Source organism: Hymenobacter siberiensis, from assembly GCF_018967865.2.
GTDB classification, from domain to species: Bacteria; Bacteroidota; Bacteroidia; order Cytophagales; family Hymenobacteraceae; genus Hymenobacter; species Hymenobacter siberiensis.
In genome coordinates, this window is sequence record NZ_JAHLZY020000001.1 from 1,719,947 (window position 1) to 1,742,467 (window position 22,521).

General features: G+C 60.4%; 18 protein-coding genes. 9 read left to right on the plus strand and 9 right to left on the minus strand.

All coding sequences use genetic code 11. The features are described 5' to 3' along the window. Positions 1-41 precede the first annotated feature (41 nt). Complete coding sequence (gene porU2, locus KQ659_RS07640) at positions 42-5,231, plus strand: putative type IX secretion system sortase PorU2 (RefSeq protein ID WP_216689329.1); 5,190 nt, start codon at positions 42-44, stop codon at positions 5,229-5,231. Positions 5,232-5,327: 96 nt separating this feature from the next. Here the strand turns inward: porU2 and KQ659_RS07645 are convergent, their stop codons facing one another. From KQ659_RS07645 to KQ659_RS07655, 3 genes are all read right to left on the minus strand, one after another. Further along, complete coding sequence (locus KQ659_RS07645) at positions 5,328-5,816, minus strand: dihydrofolate reductase (protein ID WP_216689328.1); 489 nt, start codon at positions 5,814-5,816, stop codon at positions 5,328-5,330. Positions 5,817-5,939: 123 nt separating this feature from the next. Next, on the minus strand, positions 5,940-6,881 hold the full coding sequence (gene fmt, locus KQ659_RS07650; RefSeq protein WP_216689327.1) for a methionyl-tRNA formyltransferase: 942 nt from the start codon (positions 6,879-6,881) through the stop codon (positions 5,940-5,942). Positions 6,882-6,926: 45 nt separating this feature from the next. Beyond that, positions 6,927-8,150 (minus strand): exo-beta-N-acetylmuramidase NamZ family protein, encoded by a 1,224-nt coding sequence (locus tag KQ659_RS07655; RefSeq protein WP_216689326.1) that lies wholly within the window; start codon positions 8,148-8,150, stop codon positions 6,927-6,929. Positions 8,151-8,260: 110 nt separating this feature from the next. Between KQ659_RS07655 and KQ659_RS07660 the strand changes: the two genes are divergently transcribed. Continuing rightward, complete coding sequence (locus KQ659_RS07660) at positions 8,261-9,484, plus strand: ABC transporter permease (protein ID WP_216689325.1); 1,224 nt, start codon at positions 8,261-8,263, stop codon at positions 9,482-9,484. Positions 9,485-9,646: 162 nt separating this feature from the next. On the opposite strand, the gene KQ659_RS07665 is transcribed toward KQ659_RS07660, so the two are convergent. Continuing rightward, the gene (locus KQ659_RS07665) at positions 9,647-10,333 is read right to left on the minus strand and encodes a peptidoglycan DD-metalloendopeptidase family protein (protein WP_216689324.1); all 687 of its coding nucleotides are present in this window, start codon (positions 10,331-10,333) and stop codon (positions 9,647-9,649) included. A gap of 196 nt (positions 10,334-10,529) precedes the next feature. On the opposite strand from KQ659_RS07665, the gene KQ659_RS07670 reads away from it, so the two are divergent. Together KQ659_RS07670 and KQ659_RS07675 are read left to right on the plus strand one after the other, a co-directional pair. Beyond that, complete coding sequence (locus tag KQ659_RS07670; protein WP_216689323.1) at positions 10,530-11,630, plus strand: 2Fe-2S iron-sulfur cluster-binding protein; 1,101 nt, start codon at positions 10,530-10,532, stop codon at positions 11,628-11,630. Between the two features lie 242 nt (positions 11,631-11,872). Continuing rightward, positions 11,873-13,615 carry a M3 family oligoendopeptidase gene (locus tag KQ659_RS07675; RefSeq protein WP_394369629.1) on the plus strand — a complete coding sequence of 581 codons (1,743 nt, stop codon included), beginning with the start codon at positions 11,873-11,875 and terminating at the stop codon, positions 13,613-13,615. Positions 13,616-13,692: 77 nt separating this feature from the next. Here the strand turns inward: KQ659_RS07675 and KQ659_RS07680 are convergent, their stop codons facing one another. Together KQ659_RS07680 and KQ659_RS07685 are read right to left on the minus strand one after the other, a co-directional pair. Next, complete coding sequence (locus KQ659_RS07680) at positions 13,693-13,860, minus strand: hypothetical protein (RefSeq protein ID WP_216689322.1); 168 nt, start codon at positions 13,858-13,860, stop codon at positions 13,693-13,695. 103 nt (positions 13,861-13,963) lie between these two features. Then, a complete protein-coding gene (locus KQ659_RS07685) occupies positions 13,964-14,584 on the minus strand; it encodes a hypothetical protein (protein ID WP_216689321.1) in 621 nt (206 codons plus the stop codon). 284 nt (positions 14,585-14,868) lie between these two features. Between KQ659_RS07685 and KQ659_RS07690 the strand changes: the two genes are divergently transcribed. The 5 genes from KQ659_RS07690 to KQ659_RS07710 all read left to right on the plus strand — a co-directional run bounded on the left by KQ659_RS07690 (position 14,869) and on the right by KQ659_RS07710 (position 19,925). Further along, positions 14,869-16,020 carry a T9SS type A sorting domain-containing protein gene (locus KQ659_RS07690; protein WP_226929873.1) on the plus strand — a complete coding sequence of 384 codons (1,152 nt, stop codon included), beginning with the start codon at positions 14,869-14,871 and terminating at the stop codon, positions 16,018-16,020. A gap of 165 nt (positions 16,021-16,185) precedes the next feature. Further along, positions 16,186-17,217, plus strand: a complete 1,032-nt coding sequence (gene thiL, locus KQ659_RS07695; RefSeq protein WP_168674145.1) for a thiamine-phosphate kinase — start codon at positions 16,186-16,188, stop codon at positions 17,215-17,217. A gap of 326 nt (positions 17,218-17,543) precedes the next feature. Beyond that, positions 17,544-18,065: a glycine zipper domain-containing protein gene (locus tag KQ659_RS07700; RefSeq protein WP_216689319.1), complete on the plus strand. Its 522-nt coding sequence runs from the start codon at positions 17,544-17,546 to the stop codon at positions 18,063-18,065. Between the two features lie 122 nt (positions 18,066-18,187). Then, positions 18,188-18,652: a YybH family protein gene (locus KQ659_RS07705; RefSeq protein ID WP_216689318.1), complete on the plus strand. Its 465-nt coding sequence runs from the start codon at positions 18,188-18,190 to the stop codon at positions 18,650-18,652. A 229-nt stretch (positions 18,653-18,881) separates the two neighbouring features. Continuing rightward, on the plus strand, positions 18,882-19,925 hold the full coding sequence (locus KQ659_RS07710) for an LLM class flavin-dependent oxidoreductase (protein WP_216689317.1): 1,044 nt from the start codon (positions 18,882-18,884) through the stop codon (positions 19,923-19,925). 145 nt (positions 19,926-20,070) lie between these two features. Here the strand turns inward: KQ659_RS07710 and KQ659_RS07715 are convergent, their stop codons facing one another. From KQ659_RS07715 to rlmD, 3 genes are read right to left on the minus strand one after another with little or no spacing between them, the layout of a single operon-like run. After that, a complete protein-coding gene (locus KQ659_RS07715; RefSeq protein ID WP_216689316.1) occupies positions 20,071-20,445 on the minus strand; it encodes a hypothetical protein in 375 nt (124 codons plus the stop codon). An 11-nt stretch (positions 20,446-20,456) separates the two neighbouring features. Further along, the gene (locus KQ659_RS07720; RefSeq protein WP_216689315.1) at positions 20,457-20,993 is read right to left on the minus strand and encodes a hypothetical protein; all 537 of its coding nucleotides are present in this window, start codon (positions 20,991-20,993) and stop codon (positions 20,457-20,459) included. Between the two features lie 2 nt (positions 20,994-20,995). Beyond that, positions 20,996-22,408: a 23S rRNA (uracil(1939)-C(5))-methyltransferase RlmD gene (gene rlmD / locus KQ659_RS07725; RefSeq protein ID WP_216689314.1), complete on the minus strand. Its 1,413-nt coding sequence runs from the start codon at positions 22,406-22,408 to the stop codon at positions 20,996-20,998. Between the last annotated feature and the right edge of the window lie 113 nt (positions 22,409-22,521).

The following is a 22,521-nucleotide window of genomic DNA, read 5'->3' on the forward strand; positions in this document are numbered from 1 at the left end:
CTGATGGATAGTATTGTAAATAGATGAATTTTCAAAATAGAATGAATAAAAAGTACACGTATTCGACGCGGCGATGGGTAGTGCTGTTGATGTGGGTGGGATTGTGGCTGAGCAGTACTACCGCCCAGGCCCAGTCCGGCCCGGTGGGCAATGAGTGGATTGTGCCCGGCCAGACGTACTATAAAATGAAAATAGTGCGGGATGGATTATATAAAATTGATTATCAGTACCTGACCCAAGCCGGTATTACCGGCGTGGTGCCCAACGAGCTCCAAATCTGGCGGCGCGGCCGGGAAATTGCCACCTACGTGGGCGGCAGCCGCACCACGCTGGATGCCACTTCTTTCATCGAATTCTACGCCGTGCACAACGATGGCCGGCTCGATGCGGAGCTCTATAAAAACCCTGCTGACCAGCCGCATCAATACTTCAGCCTGTACACCGATACGGCCAGCTACTTCCTGACCTGGCGCGCCGGCACCGCCGGTCGCCACATGCAGGAGCCGGTAGCAGCCGGCGGCACCGTGCATCCGCACAATCTGCGCGAACGGCTGACCCTGCGCATAGAGGGCTTCCAGGACTATCCGCCGGAACTGAGTACTTACTTGCCCTGGATGCAGGCCGGTGAGGGCTTTTATATGAATGCCAGTAATAATGAGCTGACGTATACCATTGATTCTGTGTCGGTGAGCCCTGCTGCCACCGGGCCGCTGCCTCGTGTCGAGGTGGTGTTGTTCGGGGCGCAGGACTTTTCGCAGCGCTCTGGCGGCGTGGGAACACCCCACCATACGCAGGTGATTGTGGTGCCGCCCACGGGGGGTGGAGCCGAGCGGGTGCTGGGGGTGATGAACTACGTAGGACTGGTGCGGGCCCGGCAATCGTTCACGCTGCAGGCCTCCGATGTTAGCAGTACCGGTCGGGTCATCATCAAGCTGAAAAGCGTTGCGCCAGTCGCGGCCGGCGATTATTTCGTGTCGCACTACCTGCGCACCACTGTTCCGCAGGCTCCGGCCTGGCTGGCCAGCCGCAACCGCCTGCTTTTTCAGAATGATTCTCTGCTAACGGGGGCCGCCACCTACGAGCTGGCTGATGTGCCCGCCACCGTGGCTGGCTTCGATATCAACGACTTGTACAACGTGCAGCGGGTAGTGGGCACACAAGGTGCCAGCGCAACGCTGAAGCGCTTCGTCTTTCCGGGCGCCACGGCGGCGATTACGCATCGCCTCATGCTGGCCGATGAAGCTACGTTGCCAAAGCCCCTGCCGGCCCGTCGGGTTCGGTTCCGGACCATCAATCCGGCGGTGCCTACGTTCACCATTATCACGCACCCGCAACTGATGGGTGCCGTAGGCACGGTACCCAACGCGGCCCGCGCCTACGCCAACTACCGCGCTTCGACGGCCGGCGGCCGCTACGACACGCTTATGGTGACCTCGCAGCAGCTGTACGACCAGTTTTTCTACGGCGAAAAATCGTGGCTGGCGCTACGTCATTTTTCGCGGTGGCTGGCAGCGGCTACGCCCAATGCGACCAACCGTTACCTGCTGTTGCTGGGCAAGGGCATTGTACCCAGCGAGCCGGTGCAAGGCTCGTACTTCGCCCGGGGTGGCGAATTCAGCCTGGACCTGGTGCCCACCAGTTCCCGCTCAGTATCGGATAACCTGCTGACGGCCGATTACTTCAACAATAATTTCGTGGCCCGGTTGCACACTGGCCGCCTCACCGTGACCACTCCGCAGCAGATAATGAATTACCTGAATAAGGTAATCGACCAAGATGCGCAGAATCTGGAGCCTCTGGGGTCCCAGCCGTGGCGCAAAAATGTGCTGCACCTGGTGGGAGCTAAGGATGCCGGTGAAGCAATTGAATACAAGTCTTATATGGATGCGGCGAAGGCCCGGGTCGAGCGCCCACTGTTCGGCGGGCACGTCGAAACGGAGGTCCGGAATACGCCGCTGCCGGTTGCCGTTGATATTTCGTCCCAGCTTAATGCTGGCGTTTCCTTGATTTCTTATTTCGGGCATGCGGGTGCCACCGCTTTTACGTTGAATTTTGGCATGCCGTCTACCATGCCATCTTTTACCAACTACCGTAAGTATCCATTTTTATTTCTGACCGGGTGCTTTGCTAATGGCACCTTCACCCGGGCCCCTACAGTGGTAGAAGACTGGCTTTTTGCCGACCGCAAGGGCGCACTGGGCTCGCTGGCAGAATCGGGTTTCAGCTACGCTACTCCCTTGAGTATTGCCCAGGACACGCTTTATAAACTCCTTTTCAACGACCCGGCCTGGTACGGTAAGCCTATTACGGTAGTACACGACGAGGTGGTGCGCCGCCTGCAAAGCTCTTTCACGCAGGACTACGAAAAAGAGCAGCTGCTGTGTACCGGCTGGCAGGGTGACCCTACCCTGAGCCTGTACGCGCCGCCACTGCCCGATTTCATTGCCAGTGCGGCCAGGCTGTCCATTGTGCCCGCTCCGAGCCAGACCGTAGTGCGGGCTGATTCGCACGACTTTGTGCTGAACGTAGGTGTAGCCAACCCCGGCAAAATTCCCTACGAGCCGTTGGAAATTCGGGTAACGCGGAAGTTTCCCGCCGCCCTGAACCGGGCCGACTCGGTGTTTAGCTTCACCCGGCGGGCCGCCTGGGGTCCCGATACTACCTACGCCCTGCCCATGCGCAACAGCGTGGGAACCAGCGGGGGCAGCACGTTTGTGGTGATGCTGGACCCGAACAACCGGATTGCGGAATCCAACGAAAACAACAACTCCGCCCAAATCGATTATACTTTTCTGAGCGGGGGCGTTTCGATACTGAACCCCACGGAGTTTGCCATCGCCGGCTCGAACCAGCCCCGGCTGGTGGTGCAATCGAACAACCTGCTGGGCGCACAGCGCGACTACGATTTCGAGATTGATACCGTGGCCACCTTCAATGGAGCCGTGCAGCGCACCACCATAACGGCGGGCCTGCTGGCGGAGTGGACGCCCACGCTGCCCGCCCGCCTGGGCCAGCGCGACAGCCTGGTGTGGTACTGGCGCGCCCGTTTCCACACCCCCGGGACCGGCGAAAGCGGTGATTGGGCCACGTCTTCGCTGCGCGTAATTCCGGGTAGCCCCGGCGGCTGGTCGCAGAGCCACTACACGCAGTTCCGGCAGGATGCGCGCATCGGTGTAGAAGTGAAGGCTCCTACCAAGCGTTGGGCGTTTGCCGCCACGCGGGTGCCGCTGGTGTTGCGCACGCAGGGTGGCGGCCCGCCCCGCAGCCTGCCCAACTTTGTTTCTTTGAGCGGGGCGGGTATTTACATTCGCACGGCGGCGGGGCTGCCCTCCGTGTACGGGTGTGGTGTGCGCTCGCCCAACCTGCTGATTGCCGTGTACAACGGGGCTTCGCTGCTGCCGGTGGCCATGCCGGCCAGCTACCAGCGGTGCGGGCAGGCTCCGGATAATTTCTACTACTTCTCGGCGGCCGACCCGGCCAACGGCAACACGCCGGTCGATACCCTCGACAACCTGAACTACAGCGCTATTCGTCAGCAGCAGCTCAATGCTTTCCTGACGGATATTCCGGCGGGCTCCTATGTGGCCGTGGTATCGGCCAACCGCCTGCGCTACACCTTGCTTCCGGCGGCCCTCAAAACCCGTCTGCAAACCCTGCTGGGCTCGCAGCTCATCGGCCGGCTGGCCGATGGGGAACCTCTGGCCCTGCTCGGCCAGAAGCTCACGGCCACTACCGGCCGCTTGGTGCACGAAATTGGACCGGATGCCAGCAGCACCATTGCCAAAAATATTCAGACCATTGTGTTGCGCGACACCTTGCAGCTGGCCAGCTCTTCGGGCCGCATCCTTTCGATGCGTATTGGCCCGGCCAAGCAGTGGACCAACCTTTACAGCACCATTCGCAACCTCACGCCCAATGGCCAGCACACGCTGAGAGTGGTGGGTATCGACTCGCTGGGCCACGAAACTGTGGTGCTACCCAATGTGACGGCCGCCGTGCAGCCGCTGACCACCCTGGTTTCGGCCAAAGCCTATCCCTACCTGCGCCTGGAGTTGGCCCTGTCCGACGCCGTGACCCGCATTCCGCCGCAACTGGAGCAGTGGCTCGTCACCTCGCAGGGTGTGCCCGAAGGCGTGGTGCGGCGCGACCTGGCCACTGCCGCCGACTACGACCCGGCCAAATTTGCGCGGCAGGCCGTCGACTCGGCCTACATCAGCTTTCCGGTGAAGTTTGAGAATATTTCGGATGCGCCCTTTGCCGCGCCGCTCATCACCCGTGTGAACCTGCGCTCAACCGGTACGGGCCAGCCGATAGCCAAGTCGATAGATCTGACCACGCGCACGGTGCTGCTACCGGGCCAGACGCTGACCATCCCCGTCAAGCTTGACATGACCAACCAGTTCGGCACCTTCGTGACGGAAGTGGTAGTGAACCCCCGCCTCCAGCGCGAGCAGAACTACGCCAACAACGAGCTGTCGCTGCCCGCCTTCACGGTAACAGACCGCAACGTGCCCCCGACCCTCGACGTGGCTTTCGATGGCCGTCACATCCTCAACGGCGAGCTGGTATCGGCGATGCCCATCATCAATATTCAGCTCAACGACGAGGACAAGTTTCGCCATATCACCGATGCCTCGTTCTTCACGGTATTGCTGCAACGCCCTGGCCAGACGGTGCCCGCCGTGCTGGATGTGAACAGCAACAGTTTCCATTTCAGCGTCGACCAAACCAACGGCAGCGTGGCCAAGCTCACCTATGAGCCTGGCAAAACCGGCCCGCTACCCGATGGCATGTACACCCTGGAGGTGCAGGGCCGCGACGCCAGCAATACCAGCGCCGGAGCGCAAAACTTCCAGGTGAAGTTTGAAGTGGTGAACGCCTCGCAAATCTCCAACGTGTACCCGTACCCCAACCCGGTGGTGAGCAAGGCCCGCTTCGTATTCACCCTGACGGGCCAGGAGCTGCCCCGCAACATGAAAATCCAGATTGTGACCCTCACGGGCAAGGTGGTGCGCGAGATTTTCATGAACGAGCTCGGCCCGCTGCACATCGGCAACAACATCACCGATTTCGCTTGGGACGGCACCGACACCTACGGCGACCGCCTCGCCAATGGCACCTACCTCTACCGCGTGGCCCTCGACGACCCCGGTGCTCAGTTTGGCCACCGCGCCACGGGAGGCGACAAAGCCTTCAAAAACGACTGGGGCAAGCTGGTGCTCATGCGGTAAATGGTGAACTCGTGAGATAGTGAAATGGTGAGTTTGATGTTCCATTAGCGCTAATGGAACATCAAACTCACCATTTCACTATCTCACGAGTTCACCTCACCGCCGCCGCAGCGTTACGAAGCTGAAGGCATAGGCGTGGCGCTCGTCGGCTTCGTGGCGCTCGCGGGTTTCTTCGCGCCAGTCGGTGGGGCTGAGGACGGGGAAAAAGGCATCACCCTCGAAGCTGTGGTGCACTTCGGTGAGGTAGATGACATCGGCGGCGGGCAGGGCTTCGCGGTAGATTTCGCCGCCGCCAATCACGCATACTTCCTCGTCCAGCTCGTGGGCGCGGGCCAGGGCGGCGGGCACCGAGCCGGCCGTTTCGCAGCCGGGGGCGGCCCAGCCGGGCTGGCGCGTCACCACGATGTTAGGGCGCTTGGGCAGGGCCCGCCCGAGGCTGTCGAAGGTACGGCGGCCCATCACCACGGGGTGGCCCAGGGTGAGGCGCTTGAAGTGCTGCAAATCATCGGGCAGGTGGCCCCAGGGCAGCTCACCATCTTTCCCGATGGCATTGTTTTCGGCTACGGCTACGACGAAGGAAACCATTGGTTTTGGGGGAGGAGTTAGAATTGAACGGTGTAGGGGCGGAGCGACGCTCCGCCCGTCGCTGAAGGGAATCGTTGAAATGGAGCGGACGGCGGGGCGGAGCGTCGCTCCGCCCCTACATACTTATGCTGGCAGCTTAAAGCCACGCAGCAGCTCCTGAACAGGCATCCGCTTCTTGCCCTCCAGCTGCACATCCAACAAATCAAGCCAGGCATCGGCGGCGGCTACGCGCAGATATTTTTTGCCGTCCGAAGCCCAGGTGCCGGCCGGGGCGGCGGGGTTTTCATCACCGAAAGGCAGCGTGGCGGCGCGGAAAATCTTGATTATCCGGCCATCGGCCAGGGCTGCGAAGGCAGTGGGGATGGGGGAGAGGCCGCGCACCCAATTCACCAGCTCAGCGGCGGGGCGATTGAAATCAAGGCGGCCGGTTTCCTTCTGGAGCTTGGGCGCGGGGCGCAGGTCGGTGCTGTACGCTTGCGGGATGCTGGGCGCGGTACCGGCCGCGATGGCCTCCACCGAGCGGCGGGCCAGGGCGGCGCCCACCAGTTTGAGCTTGTCGTACACGCTGCCGAAGTCGTCCTCTGGCGCGATGGCTATTTTATCCTGGAAAATGAGGTCGCCGGTATCAATTTCGTGGCGAAGGAAGAAGGACGTGACGCCCGTTTCCTGGTCGCCGTGCATCAGCGCCCAGTTGATGGGGGCCGCGCCCCGGTACTGCGGCAGCAGCGAGCCGTGAATGTTGATGGAGCCCAGCCGGGGCATATCCCACACGGCTTCGGGCAGCATGCGGAAGGCGACCACCACCTGTAAATCGGCGGTGTAGGATTTCAGCTCGGCCTGAAACTCGGGTGCTTTCAGGTTGGTGGGCTGGAGCACGGGCAGGCCGTGGGCTTCGGCGGCCTGTTTCACGGCCGAGGCCTGCAGCTGCCGCCCGCGCCCGGCCGGCCGGTCGGGAGCCGTGACGATGGCCACCACCTGCCCGCCGGGCCAGGCCAGCAGGCTTTCGAGGGTGGGCACGGCAAAATCAGGGGTGCCCATGAAAACCAGGCGCAGGGGAGTATTCATGGTGCAAAGAAAACGCCGAATGGCCACAACGCGCAGGAGCCATTCCTACCGCTCCGGGTACAGCAGGTATTTCTTGCGCAGCGCCTTGAACTTGTTCAGCCCCGGTGCCCATGAGGCGCGGATTTCTGCCTCCGTCTTACCCGCGATAATCTGCTCGCGCATGCTATTCGTGCCGGATAACTCCTCGAAATACTTTCCGAAAAAATGGGCCTTGTCAGTACTCTGCTGATAAAAATCGAGCAGATAGCTCAGCACCAGGCCGCCCGACGCGGCGCGGGTGGGCACACCGGCCAGGTTGAGGCCGTGGCAGACCTGGCCCTTTAGGGGCGGGCTGGGCGAGCCGGCATTGGGAGCGGGCGTGAAGGTGTAGGGCCGCGTGGCCGGTTGCGTGGGGCTGCCAATCACCTCAAACGGCGTGCTGGTGCCGCGCCCCACGCTCACGTTGGTGCCCTCAAACAGGCAGATGCTGGGGTAGAGGGCCACGGCGTGGGCGGTGGGCAGGTTGGGCGACGGGGCAATGGGTAGCGCGTAGGCCGTGGCGTGGGTGTAGCCGGCCGCCAGCGGTACCACCGTGAGGGCGCACTTTTTGCCTCCGGCCAGCCATTTTTCGCCGTTAATCATCGTGGCCAATTCGCCCACCGTGAGGCCGTGGGCAATGGGCAGCGGGTCGAGGCCGACAAAGGATTTGTGGGCCGGCTCCAGGATGGGGCCGTCCACGAGGTCGGCGTTGGGGTTGGGGCGGTCGAGCACGATGACGGTTTTACCCTGCTCGGCGGCTGCTTCCATCACGTAGTGCAGTGTGCTGATGAAGGTGTAGAAACGCGCCCCCACGTCCTGAATATCGAAAATTAGCACGTCCACGTCGGCCAGCATTTCGGGAGTGGGCTTCTTGGTTTTGCCGTATACCGAGCGTACGGGCACACCGCTGCGGGCATCGCGGCCGTCGGTGATGGTGGCCCCATCGGCCTCCTCGCCCCGGAAGCCGTGCTCGGGGGCGAAGATGGCCGTCACATTTATGCCCCGGGCCCGCAGCGTATCCACGAGGTAGGCGCGGCCCACGCGCGAGGTCTGGTTGATGACCAGGCCCACGCGCTTGCCCTGCAGCTGCGGGAGGTATTTTTCCAGGCGCTCGGCTCCCACGGTGAGCGCGGCAACGCGGGGCGGGGTACTCAACGTATGCGGCGTGGCCGGTGCTGCCGGGCGGGCGGTGCTGCAAGCCGGCAGGGCCAGCAGCATCGACAAGGTGATTTTAACGGATAACCCAATCATTAAACAGTGCGAAAAAGGCGAAAAAACAGAACCCGGTTTGGGACCCGGCCGGGCCTTGAAGCCGGGAGCGCGGCTGGTACCGGTTCAAAACGTAGCTTTACGGCCGAACAATGAATGTCTCCCGCTACATTTCGCAGAAGATTGACGGGGGAGCCGATTCCGGCTCCTTCACCGCGTCGGTCACAAAAATAGCCATCATCAGCATTGCCATGGGCTTGGCGGTGATGGTGGTGTCGTTTGCCATCCTGCAAGGGTTTCGCAACGAAATTCAGAATAAAATCTTCTCCTTCGGCGCGCACCTCCAGATTTCGCGCTACGACACCAACAACTCGCTCGAAGTAGCCCCCATCGCCGGCCCCAAGCTGGTGAAGCAGCTCCACGCGTTTCCCGAGGTAAAATTCACGCAGCCCTACGCCGTCAAAACGGCCATCATCAAAACCAAAGATGAAGTGCTGGGCGTGGTGCTCAAGGGCATTGCCGAAACCGACGGCCTGTCGCCCATGCGCGAGAACTTGGTGGCCGGCAAATTCCTCAGCTTTCCCGACTCTGCGGCCAGCGATGATGTGCTGATTTCGCGCAAAGTGGCCGATAAGCTGCGTCTCGCGGTGGGTGAAAAAGCGCTGTTCTACTTCATTCAGAATCCGCCCCGCATCCGGCAGTTTCGCGTCAGCGGCATCTATTCCACCGGCCTCGATGAGTTTGACGAGGTGTACGTCATCGGCGACATTCGCCAGATTCGGGAGTTGAACTCGCCGGCCTGGCCCGACTCGCTGGTGGGCGGTATGGAAGTGGTGCTCAAGGACTTCAAAACACTCGATAAAACCGCTGATAATTTCTACGAGCGCCTGCCCTACGACCTCAAAATCGACAAAATAACGGAGCAGTACGCCCAGCTTTTCGACTGGCTGCAGTTGCTCAACCGCAACGTTATTATCTTCCTGCTCCTAATCATTTTCGTGGCCACATTCAATATGGTGGCCACCATTTTTATCATGATTCTGGAGCGCACCAACATGATTGGCATCCTGAAAGCGCTGGGGGCCACGGACAACCAGATTCGGCGGATGTTCTTCTTCCGGGGCATCTCGCTCACGGTACGCGGCATGCTCATCGGCAACCTTGTGGCCGTGGGCTTCTGCGCCATCCAGTATTATTTCAAAGTCATTCCCCTCGACCCCGAGAACTACTACATGGACCGCGTGCCGATTTCCTGGGACCCCAAAATGCTCATCCTGTTGAACGTGGCCACCTTCGCCGCCTCGCTGCTGGCCGTGCTGATTCCCACGTACTTGATTTCGCGGATTAAGCCCGTGGTGGCCATTAAGTTCGACTGACCACGGATTTAAACGGATTTCACGGATTTTGCAGTCGATTATTGGCTGCTGCCCAACAGAAAAGGCTTGCCACCCGGCAAGCCTTTTCTGTTGGGTTCCTGTTGGTTTTGGCTGGCTATTTGGTTGGCTACAAAATCCGTTTAAATCCGTGCCAATCCGTGGTCAGATATACCGGCTGCGCAGCACCAGATTCGGGTCAGGGCACAGGGCCGCCCATGCTTCCCGCTCGCTAGGCCGCGCCACGCCGGGAAAGTCGCCCACCCGGCCCTGCATATCGGCCATGAGCTGAAAGTGCAGGTGCGCCGGCCAGTCGCCATTCTCCGGGAAAGGGCCGACGATGGCAAATGCTTCGCCTTTTTGCAGTACCTGGCCCACGCGCAGCGCCTGCCACTCGGCGCGGCTGAGGTGGCCGTAGAGGCTGTAGAAAACCGTCCCTTCCAGTTCGTGCTGCAGGATGACGGTGGGGCCGTAGTCGCCGAAATTATCATTGTCGGCCAGGCTGTGGACCGTGGCTGGCAGCGGGGCCAGTACTGGTGTGCCGGCCGGTAGCCATACATCCACGCCCAGGTGCAGGGAGCGGGGCTCCTCGGCCGCACCCGGCCCAAAATGGGTGCTGCGGCGGTAGATAACCCGGTTTTCGAGGTAGCCACCGATGCCAATGGTGGCGTTTTTCTCGGCCAGTATGGTATTCACGAGCTGGTCGAAGGCGGCAGTGTCGCGCAGGTCGGCGCTGGTTATCTGGGGGTTATTGGCGGTGAAATCGAGGCGGGCGACGGCGGGGTCGTTGAGGTCGACGGGCAGTACAGGGCCAAAGCTGGCCTGGTGACGTTGGAGCAGGGTGGAGAGCAAGCGCTGAAAGACTAAAAAACGTGAAACAACAAAGGAAAACGGCCCGTCCGCAAACCCGTAATATGGCTGGCAAGTTACCTTTGCCGGTGGGCCGGTGGGAATGTTTTTATCATCCGGTCCGCATTTCTGTTACCGCTTTACCGCGAACGAGCGCGCCGCCCCGTGGCCCCTCGTTTCCATTCGCTCATCTCGCTCAATGTACCATACCCTCACCGTCGTTGCCCTCACCCAGGAAACCGCCGATTCTGTCACCATTCACCTGGAGCGGCCCGACCGGGCGCCCATCGCCAGCCGTCCCGGCCAGTTTCTGACGCTTATCGTGCCCTGCGGGCCGGGCGGCAAAAAGGAGCGCCGGGCCTACTCGCTCAGCAGCACGCCCACGGAGGCCCCGCGCCTGTCCGTGACGGTGAAGCGCGTGGTGGGCGGCCTGGTGAGTAACTATTTGCTTGATACCGTGAAAGTAGGCCAGGAAATAGAGGTAATGGAACCGCTCGGCAATTTCACCCTCAGCCCCAGCCCCAAGGCGGCCCGCTCGCTGGTGCTCATCGGGGCCGGCTCGGGCATCACGCCACTCATGTCGATGCTGAAAGCCGTGGTAGCGGCCGAGCCCCAGAGCTACGTGCTGCTGATTTATGGCAACCGCAACGAGGAATCTGTGATTTTTCAGCAGCAGCTTGCCGACATCGAAGCCCGCTCCAATGGCCACCTGCAGGTAGAGCACGTGTATAGCCAGCCCCTGCAGCCCATGGCGCCGCACCGCCACACCGGCCGGGTAAACCGCACCATGCTCCTGCGCATTCTGGAGCAGCGCCACCAGTTTCCGGCCGAGCAGGCCGAATACTTCATGTGCGGCCCCGAGGGCCTGATGGCCGAAGCCCAGGCCGCCCTCAGCCTGCTGAACGTGCCTGAGGCCCGCATTCGCCGCGAAAGCTTCGTGGCCAGCGCCGACACCGCCGAGCTGGCCGCCGCCCAGCCCAGCGGCCACGGCGACGTATCGGCCCGCCCCGATGATAAGATAAAGAACACCCGCACCGTCACCATTCAGTACGAAGGCAGCGAGTACCTCATCGAAGTGCCCGCCGGCAAAACTATTCTCGATACTGCTCTCGACCAGGATATTGACCTGCCGTATTCGTGCCAGGCCGGCCTTTGCACCGCCTGCCGGGGCAAGTGCCTGAGTGGCAAAGTACACCTCGACGAGCGCGAAGGCCTCTCCGATTCGGAGCTGAAGCAGGGCTATGTGCTCACCTGCGTAGGCCACCCAATGACGGATGATGTGGTGATTGAAATAGGGTAGAAGGCAAAGTAGGAACGTCATGCTGAGCGCAGTCGAAGCATCTTGCGTGCCACCACTAATCCTTTTTAACCGAAGGTCGGCATAGCCAACAATTGAATTACTACTCCCACGCGAGATGCTTCGACTGCGCTCAGCATGACAGACGCGAGCCACCCTTAAAAAAATAGTCCGGCCCGGCGTTTGTTGCCGCAAGTGAAGGTTACTAAAGCTTATCCTGGATTTCGTTCTACTATACTTGTAATATGATGCTTCTTGCTGAACCTACCGCCGAGTCGGCTACCAATACGAGCCGGCCGCCCCGCCACTATTTGCCCGAGGACTTTATCGTGACCGACTGGGCCACGATTGAGCCCTTCTTCCAGGAATTGCAGGCTCGGCCGGTGCACACGCCCGCCGAGCTGGAGCGCTGGCTGCTCGACCGCTCCGAGCTGGAATCGGCGTTGAGCGAAGACCTCGCCTGGCGCTACATCCACATGACCTGCGACACGCAGGACCCGGCGCGCTCCGAAGCCTTTCAGTATTTCGTGAACGAAGTGGAGCCGCTGGTGGCTCCCTACGACCACGCCCTCAACGAAAAGATGCTGGCCTCGCCGCACCTGGCCGGGCTGGATGAAGGCCGCTACGGCGTGTTTCTGCGCTCGGTACGCCGCGCTTCGGAAATTTATCGGGCCGAAAACATCCCGCTCAAAACCGACATCAGCACCAAGCAGCAGCAGTACGCCGCCACGGTGGGGGCCATGAACGTGACCCTCGACGGCTACGACCTGACCCTGCCCCAGGCTGCCGACCGCCTCAAGAACCCCGACCGGGCCGTGCGCGAAACGGCCTGGCGCGCCATTCAGGCCCGCCGCCTGCAGGACGCCAAGCCCCTCGACCAGCTCTTCACCGAACTCATCGGCCTGCGCCACCAGGTGGCACTGAATGCCGGTTTCGCCAACTTCCGCGACTATATGTTTGCCGCCCTGGGCCGGTTCGACTACACGCCGCAGGACTGTTTCAACTTCCACGCCGCCATCCGCGAAACGGTGGTGCCGCTGATTGACGATTTCGACCTGGAGCGCCGCCAGGACCTGAACCTGCCTGCCCTGCGCCCCTGGGACCTCGACGTGGACCCCAGCGGCCAGCCCCCGCTGCGCCCCTTCGGCACTGGCGCGGAGCTGCTGGAAAAGACCATCACCGTCTTCGAAACGCTCGATAGCTACCTCGGCAACTGCCTGCGCACCATGCGCCAGATGGGCCACCTCGACCTGGAAAGCCGCAAGGGCAAAGCCCCCGGCGGCTACAACTACCCGCTGGACGAAACCGGCGTACCCTTCATCTTCATGAACGCCACGAGCTCGCTGCGCGACGTGGTGACCATGCTGCACGAAGGCGGCCACGCCGTGCACAGCTTCCTCACGCGCGGCCTGCCACTGGGAGCCGATAAGCACCCGCCGTCCGAAGTGGCTGAGCTGGCCTCAATGAGCATGGAGCTGATGAGCATGGACCAGTGGCACGTTTTCTTCCCCAACCCGGAAGACCTGCGTCGCGCCAAGAAAACCCACCTCGAAAGTGTACTGGAAACCTTCCCGTGGGTAGCCACCATCGACAAGTTTCAGCACTGGGTGTACGAGCACCCCACGCACACCGAAACCGAGCGCCACCAGCGTTGGGTCGAGATTTTTGACGAGTTCAACCAGCGCACCGTGGACTGGGCCGGCCTCGATAACTTCAAGCCCTACCTCTGGCAGAAGCAACTGCACCTCTACGAAGTGCCGTTCTACTACATCGAGTATGCCATGGCGCAGCTCGGGGCCATTGCCGTATGGCGCAACTTCCGCCAGAACCCCATCGAGGGCCTGGCCGCCTACAAGCGCGCCCTGTCCCTGGGCTACACCGCGCCCATCGGCCAGATTTATGCCGCCGCCGGCATCCGCTTCGATTTCAGCACTGAGTACCTGCGCACCCTGGCCGACTTCGTGCGCGAGGAAATGGCCGCGCTGTAATCCAGTCAGCATTTGGTTTAAAACAGAGAAGGCCGGCAATTACGCCGGCCTTCTCTGTTTTAAACCAAATGCTATTCTTACGAATTACCGCCTGGCGTCGTGCCGGAAGTAGTAGTCGGGGTTTTTGAGCCGCACTTGCCTCTGGGGCGTGGGTCGTGGTCTTTGCAGCCCTCGCACGAAGCCAGTGCGAGGCTGCTGAGGAGCAGGGCCGGCAGCAGCCGGCGGAAGAAAGTAGCGGTGTGCATATAGGCGGGGCGTTTGATGAATTGTATTGATTGCCTGAGGCTTAAAGATACCTGATTGCCGCTCTATATCAATGCTGCTCCACTTGAATAGTGAGCCTCCGGCTTACTTGTCCCCGATGGTGAAAAACGACAGCGGCTGCAGGTTGGCGTACTTGCTGCCGAGCGATTCCAGCTCGGCGCGGTGCAGCTTGAGGTAGTCGTTGTACTGGTGCACGGCGCGGTCGTACTGCACCCGAAATGCCACCACGCCCGCATCGAGCTGCTGAATGCCCTCCACGAAGTTGCGAGCATTTTCGGTGGGCGCGTTGCCGTTGGGGGCGGCCACGGGGTACACGGCTTTCAGTAGCGAGTCCTGGGCGGTGTCGTATTGGTCAATCAGGTCGGAGCTGGCCATGGTTTGCTGGGTGTAGCGGCGGGCCTTGAGGTGGGTATTGGCGCGGTCGAGGTCCTGCAGCTGGGTGGCAGTGATGCCGGGCTGGCCCTTCAGCTCGCGCAGCAGCAGGCGGGTGATGCCGATTTTCTGGTCGTCGCTTTCCGTCATGTTGCGCCATTTGATGTCAACGGAATCGCGCAGCACATCGAACTGCGCTTTGGCCGCTGCCGCCGAAGCCGGGTCGAAGGACGCCGTTTTGGCCCCATCGCGCTTGCAGGAAGCCGCGCAGCCCGCAAAAATCAACAGCGAAAGCACAGCGGTTTTAACCGGGGAAGAAAAGAAAGTGCGCATAAAAGAAAAAAGCCTGGAAGGAAAAAGCCCCGACATGGCAAAGCTACGGGGCCAGGTGAAAAAATGCGTGGCCGGGCCAAACGGGGGCAGCCCCGATGCCGATGGGGCAATGCGGGCTGCAACGCCCAAACGAGGCTATTCGGTATGTGCGGCATGCCCACCGGCTCATCTCACTCGGGTTATGTAGAGTAAAAGTGATTTTTGTGTACACCGTATCGTAATCAACCCAGCTATAAAAAGCTTGTATCTTTGCCGTTGCACTGACATTACACATTCCAAAAAATATGAAAAAGCAATACTTAATGCTCTCTGCTGCTTTGCTGCTGGCCGGAGCTGCCCATGCCCAAGGTACGGAACTGTTTTTCTCGGAATACAACGAGGGAGCCCACCAGATGGGCGTAACCTATGGCGGTACGGCCCCCTCGACCGGCAACGAGCGAGCCCTGGAGATTTTCAACCCGACCAATAACACCGTCAGCCTGAACCCATACTCGGTGCGGCGCTACTCCAACGGCAGTTTAACGGTAGTGGAGGAAGAGAAATTGTTCCGCAGCAACCAGGCACATGCCGCTGTGGGGATAAACAGTATGAATGCCCGCACAACCTTCGTGCTGGCCTGCGGTCAAGCGACCATTCCGGCTATTGTGAACGTCGCAAACCAGTTCAGCGCCGAATACGGCGTGACCACCCTTCCCACGGTAATCCTTGGTGGCGGCCCTATTTATTTCAACGGCGACGACGCAATGGCCCTGGTGCGCTACCCCAGCGGCACGGCGGGCTCCGGCAATGGCGTGATTGTGGACCTGATTGGCGTGATTGGTGAAAGACCTGTGTTGCAGACCTGCGCAACGGGCGGCAACTGGAGCGGCACCAACCCCCTGGACGGTACCGGCACCAACGCGGTTTTCGTGGCTTCGGCCAACCAGTCCATCACCCGTCGGGCTACCGTATCGCGCGGCCTCCGGGTTAACCCATCTCCTCAGAACGTTGTTCCCGCTACCTGCCCACCCACCCGTGCCGCGGGCGGCTATAACATTGCCGACGAGTGGGTGATGTACTCTACGGCCTTCAACGGCCCAAATGGGACTTCAAACCCCGCCGGCCAGCTCTACGACCAGCTGGGCAGCCACAACGACTACGTAGGTCCCTTCGGCACTTACCAGGCCGTGCTGAGCACGCTGGGTAAGTTCGACAAAAACATCAGCGTGTACCCCAACCCGGCCCATGGCTTTGCTACGGTTGAAATCAAAGATGCCAAAGTGGGCCGCGTTACCGTGCTGAACAACCTGGGCCAGGCCATCAGCGCCGAGGCCAAAGGCCAGGGCCAGGAAAAGCTCCAGCTCGACATCTCGGCCCTGAAGCCCGGCCTGTACTTCGTGCAGATTCTGAGCGCCGACGGCCAGACCAAAATCTATAAAGAGCTGGTGGTTGAATAAACGGCCGGTTATCTGAAAGCGAAAAAGGAGGGAAGCAATTCTCTCCTTTTTTTGTGGGCGTACTTTTGTGCGGTAGTTGTCAGCTGCTCGTGGCCGGTTGTCCGGCTGTTTGGCGGGTGGGTTGATGCTGACAACTGCCCCCGAGCAACTGACCACCAACAACCTATGTCCGATAACCTCACGCCCCTTTCCGCCATTGGCGAATTTGCCCTTATCCGCCGCCTGCAGGCCAATATCACGGCCCGCCAGCCCGGCACCGTGCTCGGCATCGGCGACGACGCGGCCATCATCCGGCCCACCGCCGGCACCGATACCGTGATGACCACCGACCTGCTGGTGGAGGGTATTCACTTCGACCTCTCGTTCAGCCCGTTGCGCCACCTGGGCTACAAGGCCGTGGCCGTGAACGTGTCGGACGTGGCCGCCATGAATGCCCTGCCCACGCAGCTGGTGGTGGCCCTTTCGGCCGGCCCGCGCTTTACCGTGGAGGCCATTGAGGAGCTGTATGCCGGCATGCGCCTGGCCTGCGAGGCCTACAACGTAGACCTGGTGGGCGGCGACACCACCGCCAGCCGGGGCGGTCTCACGCTGGCCATCACGGTACTGGGCGAAGTGGCTACCGGCGAGGCCGTGCGCCGCAGCGGTGGTCAGCCCACCGACCTGCTCTGCGTGACCGGCGACCTGGGCGGCGCTTTTCTGGGCCTGCAGGTACTGGAGCGCGAAAAGCAAGCCTACCTGGCCGACCCCGAAACCCAGCCCGAGCTGGCCAGCTACGAGTACATCGTGCAGCGCCAGCTGCGCCCCGAGGCCCGCCTCGACATTGTGCACGAGCTGCGCGAGCGCGGCATCCGGCCCACCAGCATGATTGATATTTCGGATGGGTTGGCTTCGGAAGTGCTGCACCTGTGCACGGCCAGCGGCACGGGCGCGCGGGTGTTCACCGAATTCCTGCCCCTGGCCAACCCCACGCTGGAGGCGGCGGCCGAGTTCAACCTCGACCCGCTCACCTGCGCCCTCAATGGCGGCGAGGACTACGAGCTGCTGTTCACGGTACCGGTTACGGACCACGAAAAAATCAAGAACCACCCCGATATCACTATCATCGGCCACCTCACGGACAAATCTGACGGGACCAACCTGGTGACCAAGGCCGGGCAGGCAGTGCCGTTGCAGGCGCAGGGCTGGACTAGTTTTTAACTAATGAAGCTGTTTAGAAAGTCCCCGAACGGTCATGCAGCGCGCAGCGCTGCATGACCGTTCGGGGACCTTTTGTGACTTTCTAAACAACTCCAATGCTATGCAGTGGCTTATGTAGCGGCTGTTTCTGATTGCTCGTTGAAACACCGGGCACAAGAGCTGCCGGCGTAACATCCGTTTTTAAATTTAGATAACGGGTCCGATAATAAACTTTTAGGGCCCGCTATCGTTTAGCCCGGCAACTGCCCCTTTCGGAACTGGCACACTCCTTGTCAAGCCGACTCTTACGTTCCGAGTAAATCTCTCATTCCCTAATGACTTCGGCCATGAATAAGCTCCCGTATCTCTTCGCTTTCATTATCCTGCTCACCTCGTTTCATGCTCCGGCTGCCCATGCGCAATGGAGCCCACAGGCCAAAGGTGCCGTTATCGGTGGCCTGGGCGGGGCTGCTGCCGGAGCCATCATCAACAAGCGCAATCGGGTTGTGGGTGGCGTGGTAGGTGGCGTGGCCGGTGGTGCTATTGGCTACGGTATTGGTAAGCACATCGACAACAAGCGCAAGCAGCGTGCCGCCGCCGCCGCCCAGCAGCGCGCCGTGGCCGCCCGCGAAGCTAACTATCGCCGCGAGCTGGCCCTGGCCCGCAACCGCCCGACCGTTACCACTACCCGCACCACGCAAACGGCCCTGGTGCCCGCCAATAGCCTGACGGCTTCCAGCACCATGGTGGGCGGCATGCAGCCCGCCGCGCAGCCGGCTCCCTCAAACGCCGCTTACCTGCCCAACCCTGCCTACGGCGATGCTTCGCACCCCTATGGCACTTCCGAGTATCGCCGGAAAAGCTGGTAATTGCCACTTCGCATTATTTTGCAACCCCTGGGCGCCCGCGCCCGGGGGTTGATTGTTTCTGACCAGTTGCCGCGGTGGGCACAGCTGCCCGCCACTATTTCTTTCACCAATTCCCCGGATGTATGAAATCCCTCGTTTGTAGCCTGTTGCTGGCCGCCGCCGCCCTCACTTCTTCCTGTTCGAAAGCGCCCGCCGACACGGCCAACGTGCAGAACCTGAACCGCGACTTTGTCACGGCCTGGAATAGCCGCGACACGGGTAAAATTACCGGCATGATGGCCGATGACATCACCTTTGTGCAGGGCAATGCCCACTGGAAGGGCAAGGATGAAGTAGGCCAGAAATGGGTGAGCGCCACGATTCCGACCATCGCCAACCTGAAAACCAGCGTGAGCAGCAGCAATACCGACGACAACAGCACCTACGAGGCCGGCACGTTCTCGGTAGATGTGCAGCCCACCGCCCCCGGCGAGCCCGCCGGCTTTGGCGAAGGCAACTATATTTTCTTCTGGAAAAAAGCCGCCGATAATACCTGGAAGCTGAGCTACGCGCAGCTGGAAGACCTGCCGGTACAGCGCCGCAATTAAAAGTAGCGCGGACTACAAAGTCCGCGCTACTACGCTACCCACTAAGTGAAAGCCCCAACGGGCACCCCAGATGTTCGCCAACGTCTGGGGTGCCCGTTGGGGCTTTTTGGCTTTGATAACAGAAGCAAAAGAATCAATTGCCCGCTTGAAGCGTTATACATCGTCCGCCACGGCCCCTTTGCGGCTTGTAGCTGCTGGCCGGCGGCCTCTTCCTTCTAATTCTCCGTTCATGACAACTGATTCGTTTGCTCCCCTGGCCTACTCCGTGCTGGATTTGGCCCCTATAAATGCCGGCAGCACGCCGGCCGATACTTTCCACCACAGCCTGGACCTGGCGCAGCAGGTTGAGAAGCTGGGCTATACCCGATACTGGCTTTCCGAGCATCACAACATGGCGAGCGTGGCCAGCTCGGCGCCGGTAGTGCTGATTGGCTACATCGCGGGCGGCACCAGCACGTTGCGGGTGGGCTCGGGCGGCATCATGCTGCCCAACCATGCACCGCTGGTGGTGGCCGAGCAGCTGGGCACGCTGGCCTCGCTCTATCCGGGCCGCATTGATTTGGGGCTGGGCCGCGCGCCTGGTTCCGACCAGGTGACGGCCCAAGCCATTCGGGGCAGCCGCTTCGGTGGCCCGCAGGATTTCCCCCGCGACATTCAGCAGCTGCAGGCCTATTTCTCGGCCGCCAACAGCACCGCCACCGTGCGCGCCATTCCGGGCGAGGGGCTGGAGGTGCCCATCTGGATTCTGGGTTCCAGCACTGATAGCGCCTACCTGGCCGCCGCGCTGGGGCTGCCTTATGCGTTTGCCAGCCACTTTGCGCCGGGCCAGCTATTTGCGGCGCTAGAGATTTACCGTCAGAACTTCCGGCCGTCGGCCGCGCTGGCCGCGCCCTATGTTATTGCCTGCGTGAACGTGGTGGCCGCCGATACCGATGCCGAGGCGCAGCACCTGGCCACCTCGCTCAAGCAGTTTATGCTGGGCGTCATCAAGGGGCGGCCCGCGCCGTTGCAACCGCCCGTCGAGTCGATGGCCGGGCTGTGGGAGCCGGCGCAGCAATACACCGTGGAGCAGATGCTGGCCTGTGCCTTCATCGGTAGCAAGGCCACCGTTGAGCAGGACCTGCAGGCGTTTGTGGACGAGACGCAGGTGAATGAAATCATGGTGGTATCCAACATTTTCAGCCACGAGGCGCGGGTGTATTCCTATCAGCTGCTGGCGGAGGCGCTGCGGGGGATTCCGCAGCCGCAGAGTGAGCAGCAGCTGGTGGGCTAAAGCCCGCCGGAATATTAAAACCAGAACGTCATGCTGAGCGCAGCCGAAGCATCTCTACCGCAGTAGTAAATAATTACTCTCGCGGTAGAGATGCTTCGGTTGCGCTCAGCATGACGTTCTTTTTTGTTCGACTGCTTGGTTTCGGTTAATCCTCCGGGTAGGGCACGAAGACAAACTTCGTGAACTCCTTATCGAGCACGAAGAGGCAGCAGAACTCGTCGGGGTCTTTGTAATTAGCCTGGAAATAGGCCAAGCCGTCGGGTTCAATGATGCCTTGCTGCATGAAGAGCTCCAGGTAGCTGGCGAAGACGTGCCAGTCCAGGTTCAGGTCGTCGGCGTTGACGAGGAGGCCGCCGAGGGGCACTTCCTGCTTGGCAAAGACGAAAATGGGGTATTGGCTGAAGTCGCCCTTGCGAATCTGGGAAGAGGCTTCGAGCAGGGTGTCGCACACGACGACGAAATCCTTGGTGATGGTGCCGAGGTATTTGCCGTTGAGTTCGGGGTCGTTGAAGTAGTCCATAATAGTGGTCACTAAAGCTTATTCAGTTGCTCATTAATCTTATTCACCAGCAGACTCAATTTCTCGTTATCGCCTCTTCGGAAAAATGGAAATCTGCCTTTGGTACTGCTAATTTCCACTATAGCCAAATGCACAGTGTTATCTGAAATTAGCTCAATTGCCTCCCGGTTCAATTCAGTCCATTTATTCGAAACGGAGGCTTGAATAATCGTTAGATTATTCTGTGAAGTACTACAGTCCAGTTGTTTAAATGTGGTTGTCAACAACTGGTGATTATTGGCTGCGCTCAACCCAGTTTGAATTTGAAATAATTTTCGCTCATGGAGCAGGTTATATACTCCATAATAAGAGAGGCAGCTAAGCCCTGCAAAAACCATTATAAACAAGACCTGAGCTGGAGTAAAAGAATCGAAGAAGAGAATTGAGCCGCAAGCTATCCAGAGAAGGAAGCAGATAAACACACCTACAAAGCCGCCATACCAATCAACGGACTTAGGTAACATACCTTCTTGAATTGCTTTAGCAACTTTCTTCTGATTCAGCCACATAATCATTTCAACTCCAGCGCCACCACATTCTCCACATGGTGCGTGTGCGGGAACATATCTACCGGCTGCACGCGCGTCACGCGATACGCGGCATCGAGCAGTTCCAAATCGCGGGCCTGGGTGGCGGGGTTGCAGCTGATGTAGACGATGCGAGGGGCGCGCAGCTCCAGGAGGCGGGCCACCACGTCGGGGTGCATGCCGGCGCGGGGCGGGTCGGTGATGAGGACATCGGGGCGGCCGTGGCGGGCGGTGAAGTCGGCCGTGAGGATGTCCTTCATGTCGCCGGCATAGAACTCCATGTTGGTGATATTGTTGATTTCGGCGTTGACGTGGGCATCAGCCACGGCCTGCTCCACGTACTCGACGCCGATGACTTTGCGGGCCTGGTGGGCCACGAAGCTGGCGATGGTGCCGGCCCCCGTGTAGAGGTCGTACACGAGCTCATCGCCTTTGAGGGCGGCGAAATCGCGGGCTACTTTGTAGAGCTGGTGGGCGCCTTCGGAGTTGGTTTGGTAGAAGGACTTGGGGCCGATGCGGAAGCGCAGGCCTTCCATCTCTTCCTCGATGTAGGGCTTGCCTTTGTAGGTCACCACTTCCAGGTCGTGGAAAGTTTCGTTGCCCTTGCTGTTGAGGACGTAGTTGAGGGAGGTGATGCTGGGGAACTTGGCGTAGAGGGCGTCGAGCAGGGGCTCGATGCTCTCGTGGGGGCGGTAGCACTGCAGAATCACCATGATTTCGCCGGTGCTCTGGGCGGTGCGGATGATGAGGTTGCGCAGGTTGCCGGTCTGGCGCACCATGTTGCCGAATTCGAGGCCGTGCTCGCGGCCGTAGTCGCGGATGAAAAGGCGGATTTCGTTGCTGGGCTCGGCCTGGAGGTGGCAGTGCTGCACGTCGATAATCTTATCGAAGCGGGCGGGGGTGTGGAAGCCCAGCACGTTGCGGTCGAAGGTCTGGGTGTCGTCGTTGATTTGCTCGGTGGTGAGCCAGCCGTTGTCCGAGAAGGTGTATTCGAGCTTGTTGCGGTAGTAGGTGCGCTGGGGCGAGGAGAGGATAAACGGAATCTCGGGCAGCTCAACTTTGCCGATGCGGGTGAGCTGGTCGATGACCTGCTGCTGCTTAAAGTGCAGCTGGGTATCGTAGCCGATGTGCTGCCACTTGCAGCCCCCGCAGGTGCCGAAGTGCTGGCAAAACGGCGTCACGCGCAGCTCGGAATACTGGTGAAACTTCACCGGCACGGCTTCCAAAAAGGTCTTCTTGGCTTTGGTGACGTGCAAATCCACGACATCGCCGGGGGCGACCTGCGACACGAAAATGACGAGGTTCTCGACGCGCACCAGGCATTTGCCTTCGGCCACCATGTCCTGAATGGTGACGTTGCGGAGTAACTCGGGGGCTATTTTTTTGGCTCGGCTCATAAGGGTGCAAAACTACTGTCTGAACCGCGGATTTATCGGATTGGTCGGAATTATCGGATTTTGTGGGCGGTATGCAATCCGGAATCGCATACGATGGAAACGAGCTTGCACAC

Coding starts and splice junctions, on each gene's coding strand:
- porU2 (WP_216689329.1), top strand. CDS start 42: ATGAATAAAAAGTACACGTATTCGACGCGGCGATGGGTAGTGCTGTTG.
- KQ659_RS07645 (WP_216689328.1), bottom strand. CDS start 5,816: ATGGTTTCCTTCGTCGTAGCCGTAGCCGAAAACAATGCCATCGGGAAA.
- fmt (WP_216689327.1), bottom strand. CDS start 6,881: ATGAATACTCCCCTGCGCCTGGTTTTCATGGGCACCCCTGATTTTGCC.
- KQ659_RS07655 (WP_216689326.1), bottom strand. CDS start 8,150: ATGATTGGGTTATCCGTTAAAATCACCTTGTCGATGCTGCTGGCCCTG.
- KQ659_RS07660 (WP_216689325.1), top strand. CDS start 8,261: ATGAATGTCTCCCGCTACATTTCGCAGAAGATTGACGGGGGAGCCGAT.
- KQ659_RS07670 (WP_216689323.1), top strand. CDS start 10,530: ATGTACCATACCCTCACCGTCGTTGCCCTCACCCAGGAAACCGCCGAT.
- KQ659_RS07675 (WP_394369629.1), top strand. CDS start 11,873: ATGATGCTTCTTGCTGAACCTACCGCCGAGTCGGCTACCAATACGAGC.
- KQ659_RS07680 (WP_216689322.1), bottom strand. CDS start 13,860: ATGCACACCGCTACTTTCTTCCGCCGGCTGCTGCCGGCCCTGCTCCTC.
- KQ659_RS07685 (WP_216689321.1), bottom strand. CDS start 14,584: ATGCGCACTTTCTTTTCTTCCCCGGTTAAAACCGCTGTGCTTTCGCTG.
- KQ659_RS07690 (WP_226929873.1), top strand. CDS start 14,869: ATGAAAAAGCAATACTTAATGCTCTCTGCTGCTTTGCTGCTGGCCGGA.
- thiL (WP_168674145.1), top strand. CDS start 16,186: ATGTCCGATAACCTCACGCCCCTTTCCGCCATTGGCGAATTTGCCCTT.
- KQ659_RS07700 (WP_216689319.1), top strand. CDS start 17,544: ATGAATAAGCTCCCGTATCTCTTCGCTTTCATTATCCTGCTCACCTCG.
- KQ659_RS07705 (WP_216689318.1), top strand. CDS start 18,188: ATGAAATCCCTCGTTTGTAGCCTGTTGCTGGCCGCCGCCGCCCTCACT.
- KQ659_RS07710 (WP_216689317.1), top strand. CDS start 18,882: ATGACAACTGATTCGTTTGCTCCCCTGGCCTACTCCGTGCTGGATTTG.
- KQ659_RS07715 (WP_216689316.1), bottom strand. CDS start 20,445: ATGGACTACTTCAACGACCCCGAACTCAACGGCAAATACCTCGGCACC.
- KQ659_RS07720 (WP_216689315.1), bottom strand. CDS start 20,993: ATGTGGCTGAATCAGAAGAAAGTTGCTAAAGCAATTCAAGAAGGTATG.
- rlmD (WP_216689314.1), bottom strand. CDS start 22,408: ATGAGCCGAGCCAAAAAAATAGCCCCCGAGTTACTCCGCAACGTCACC.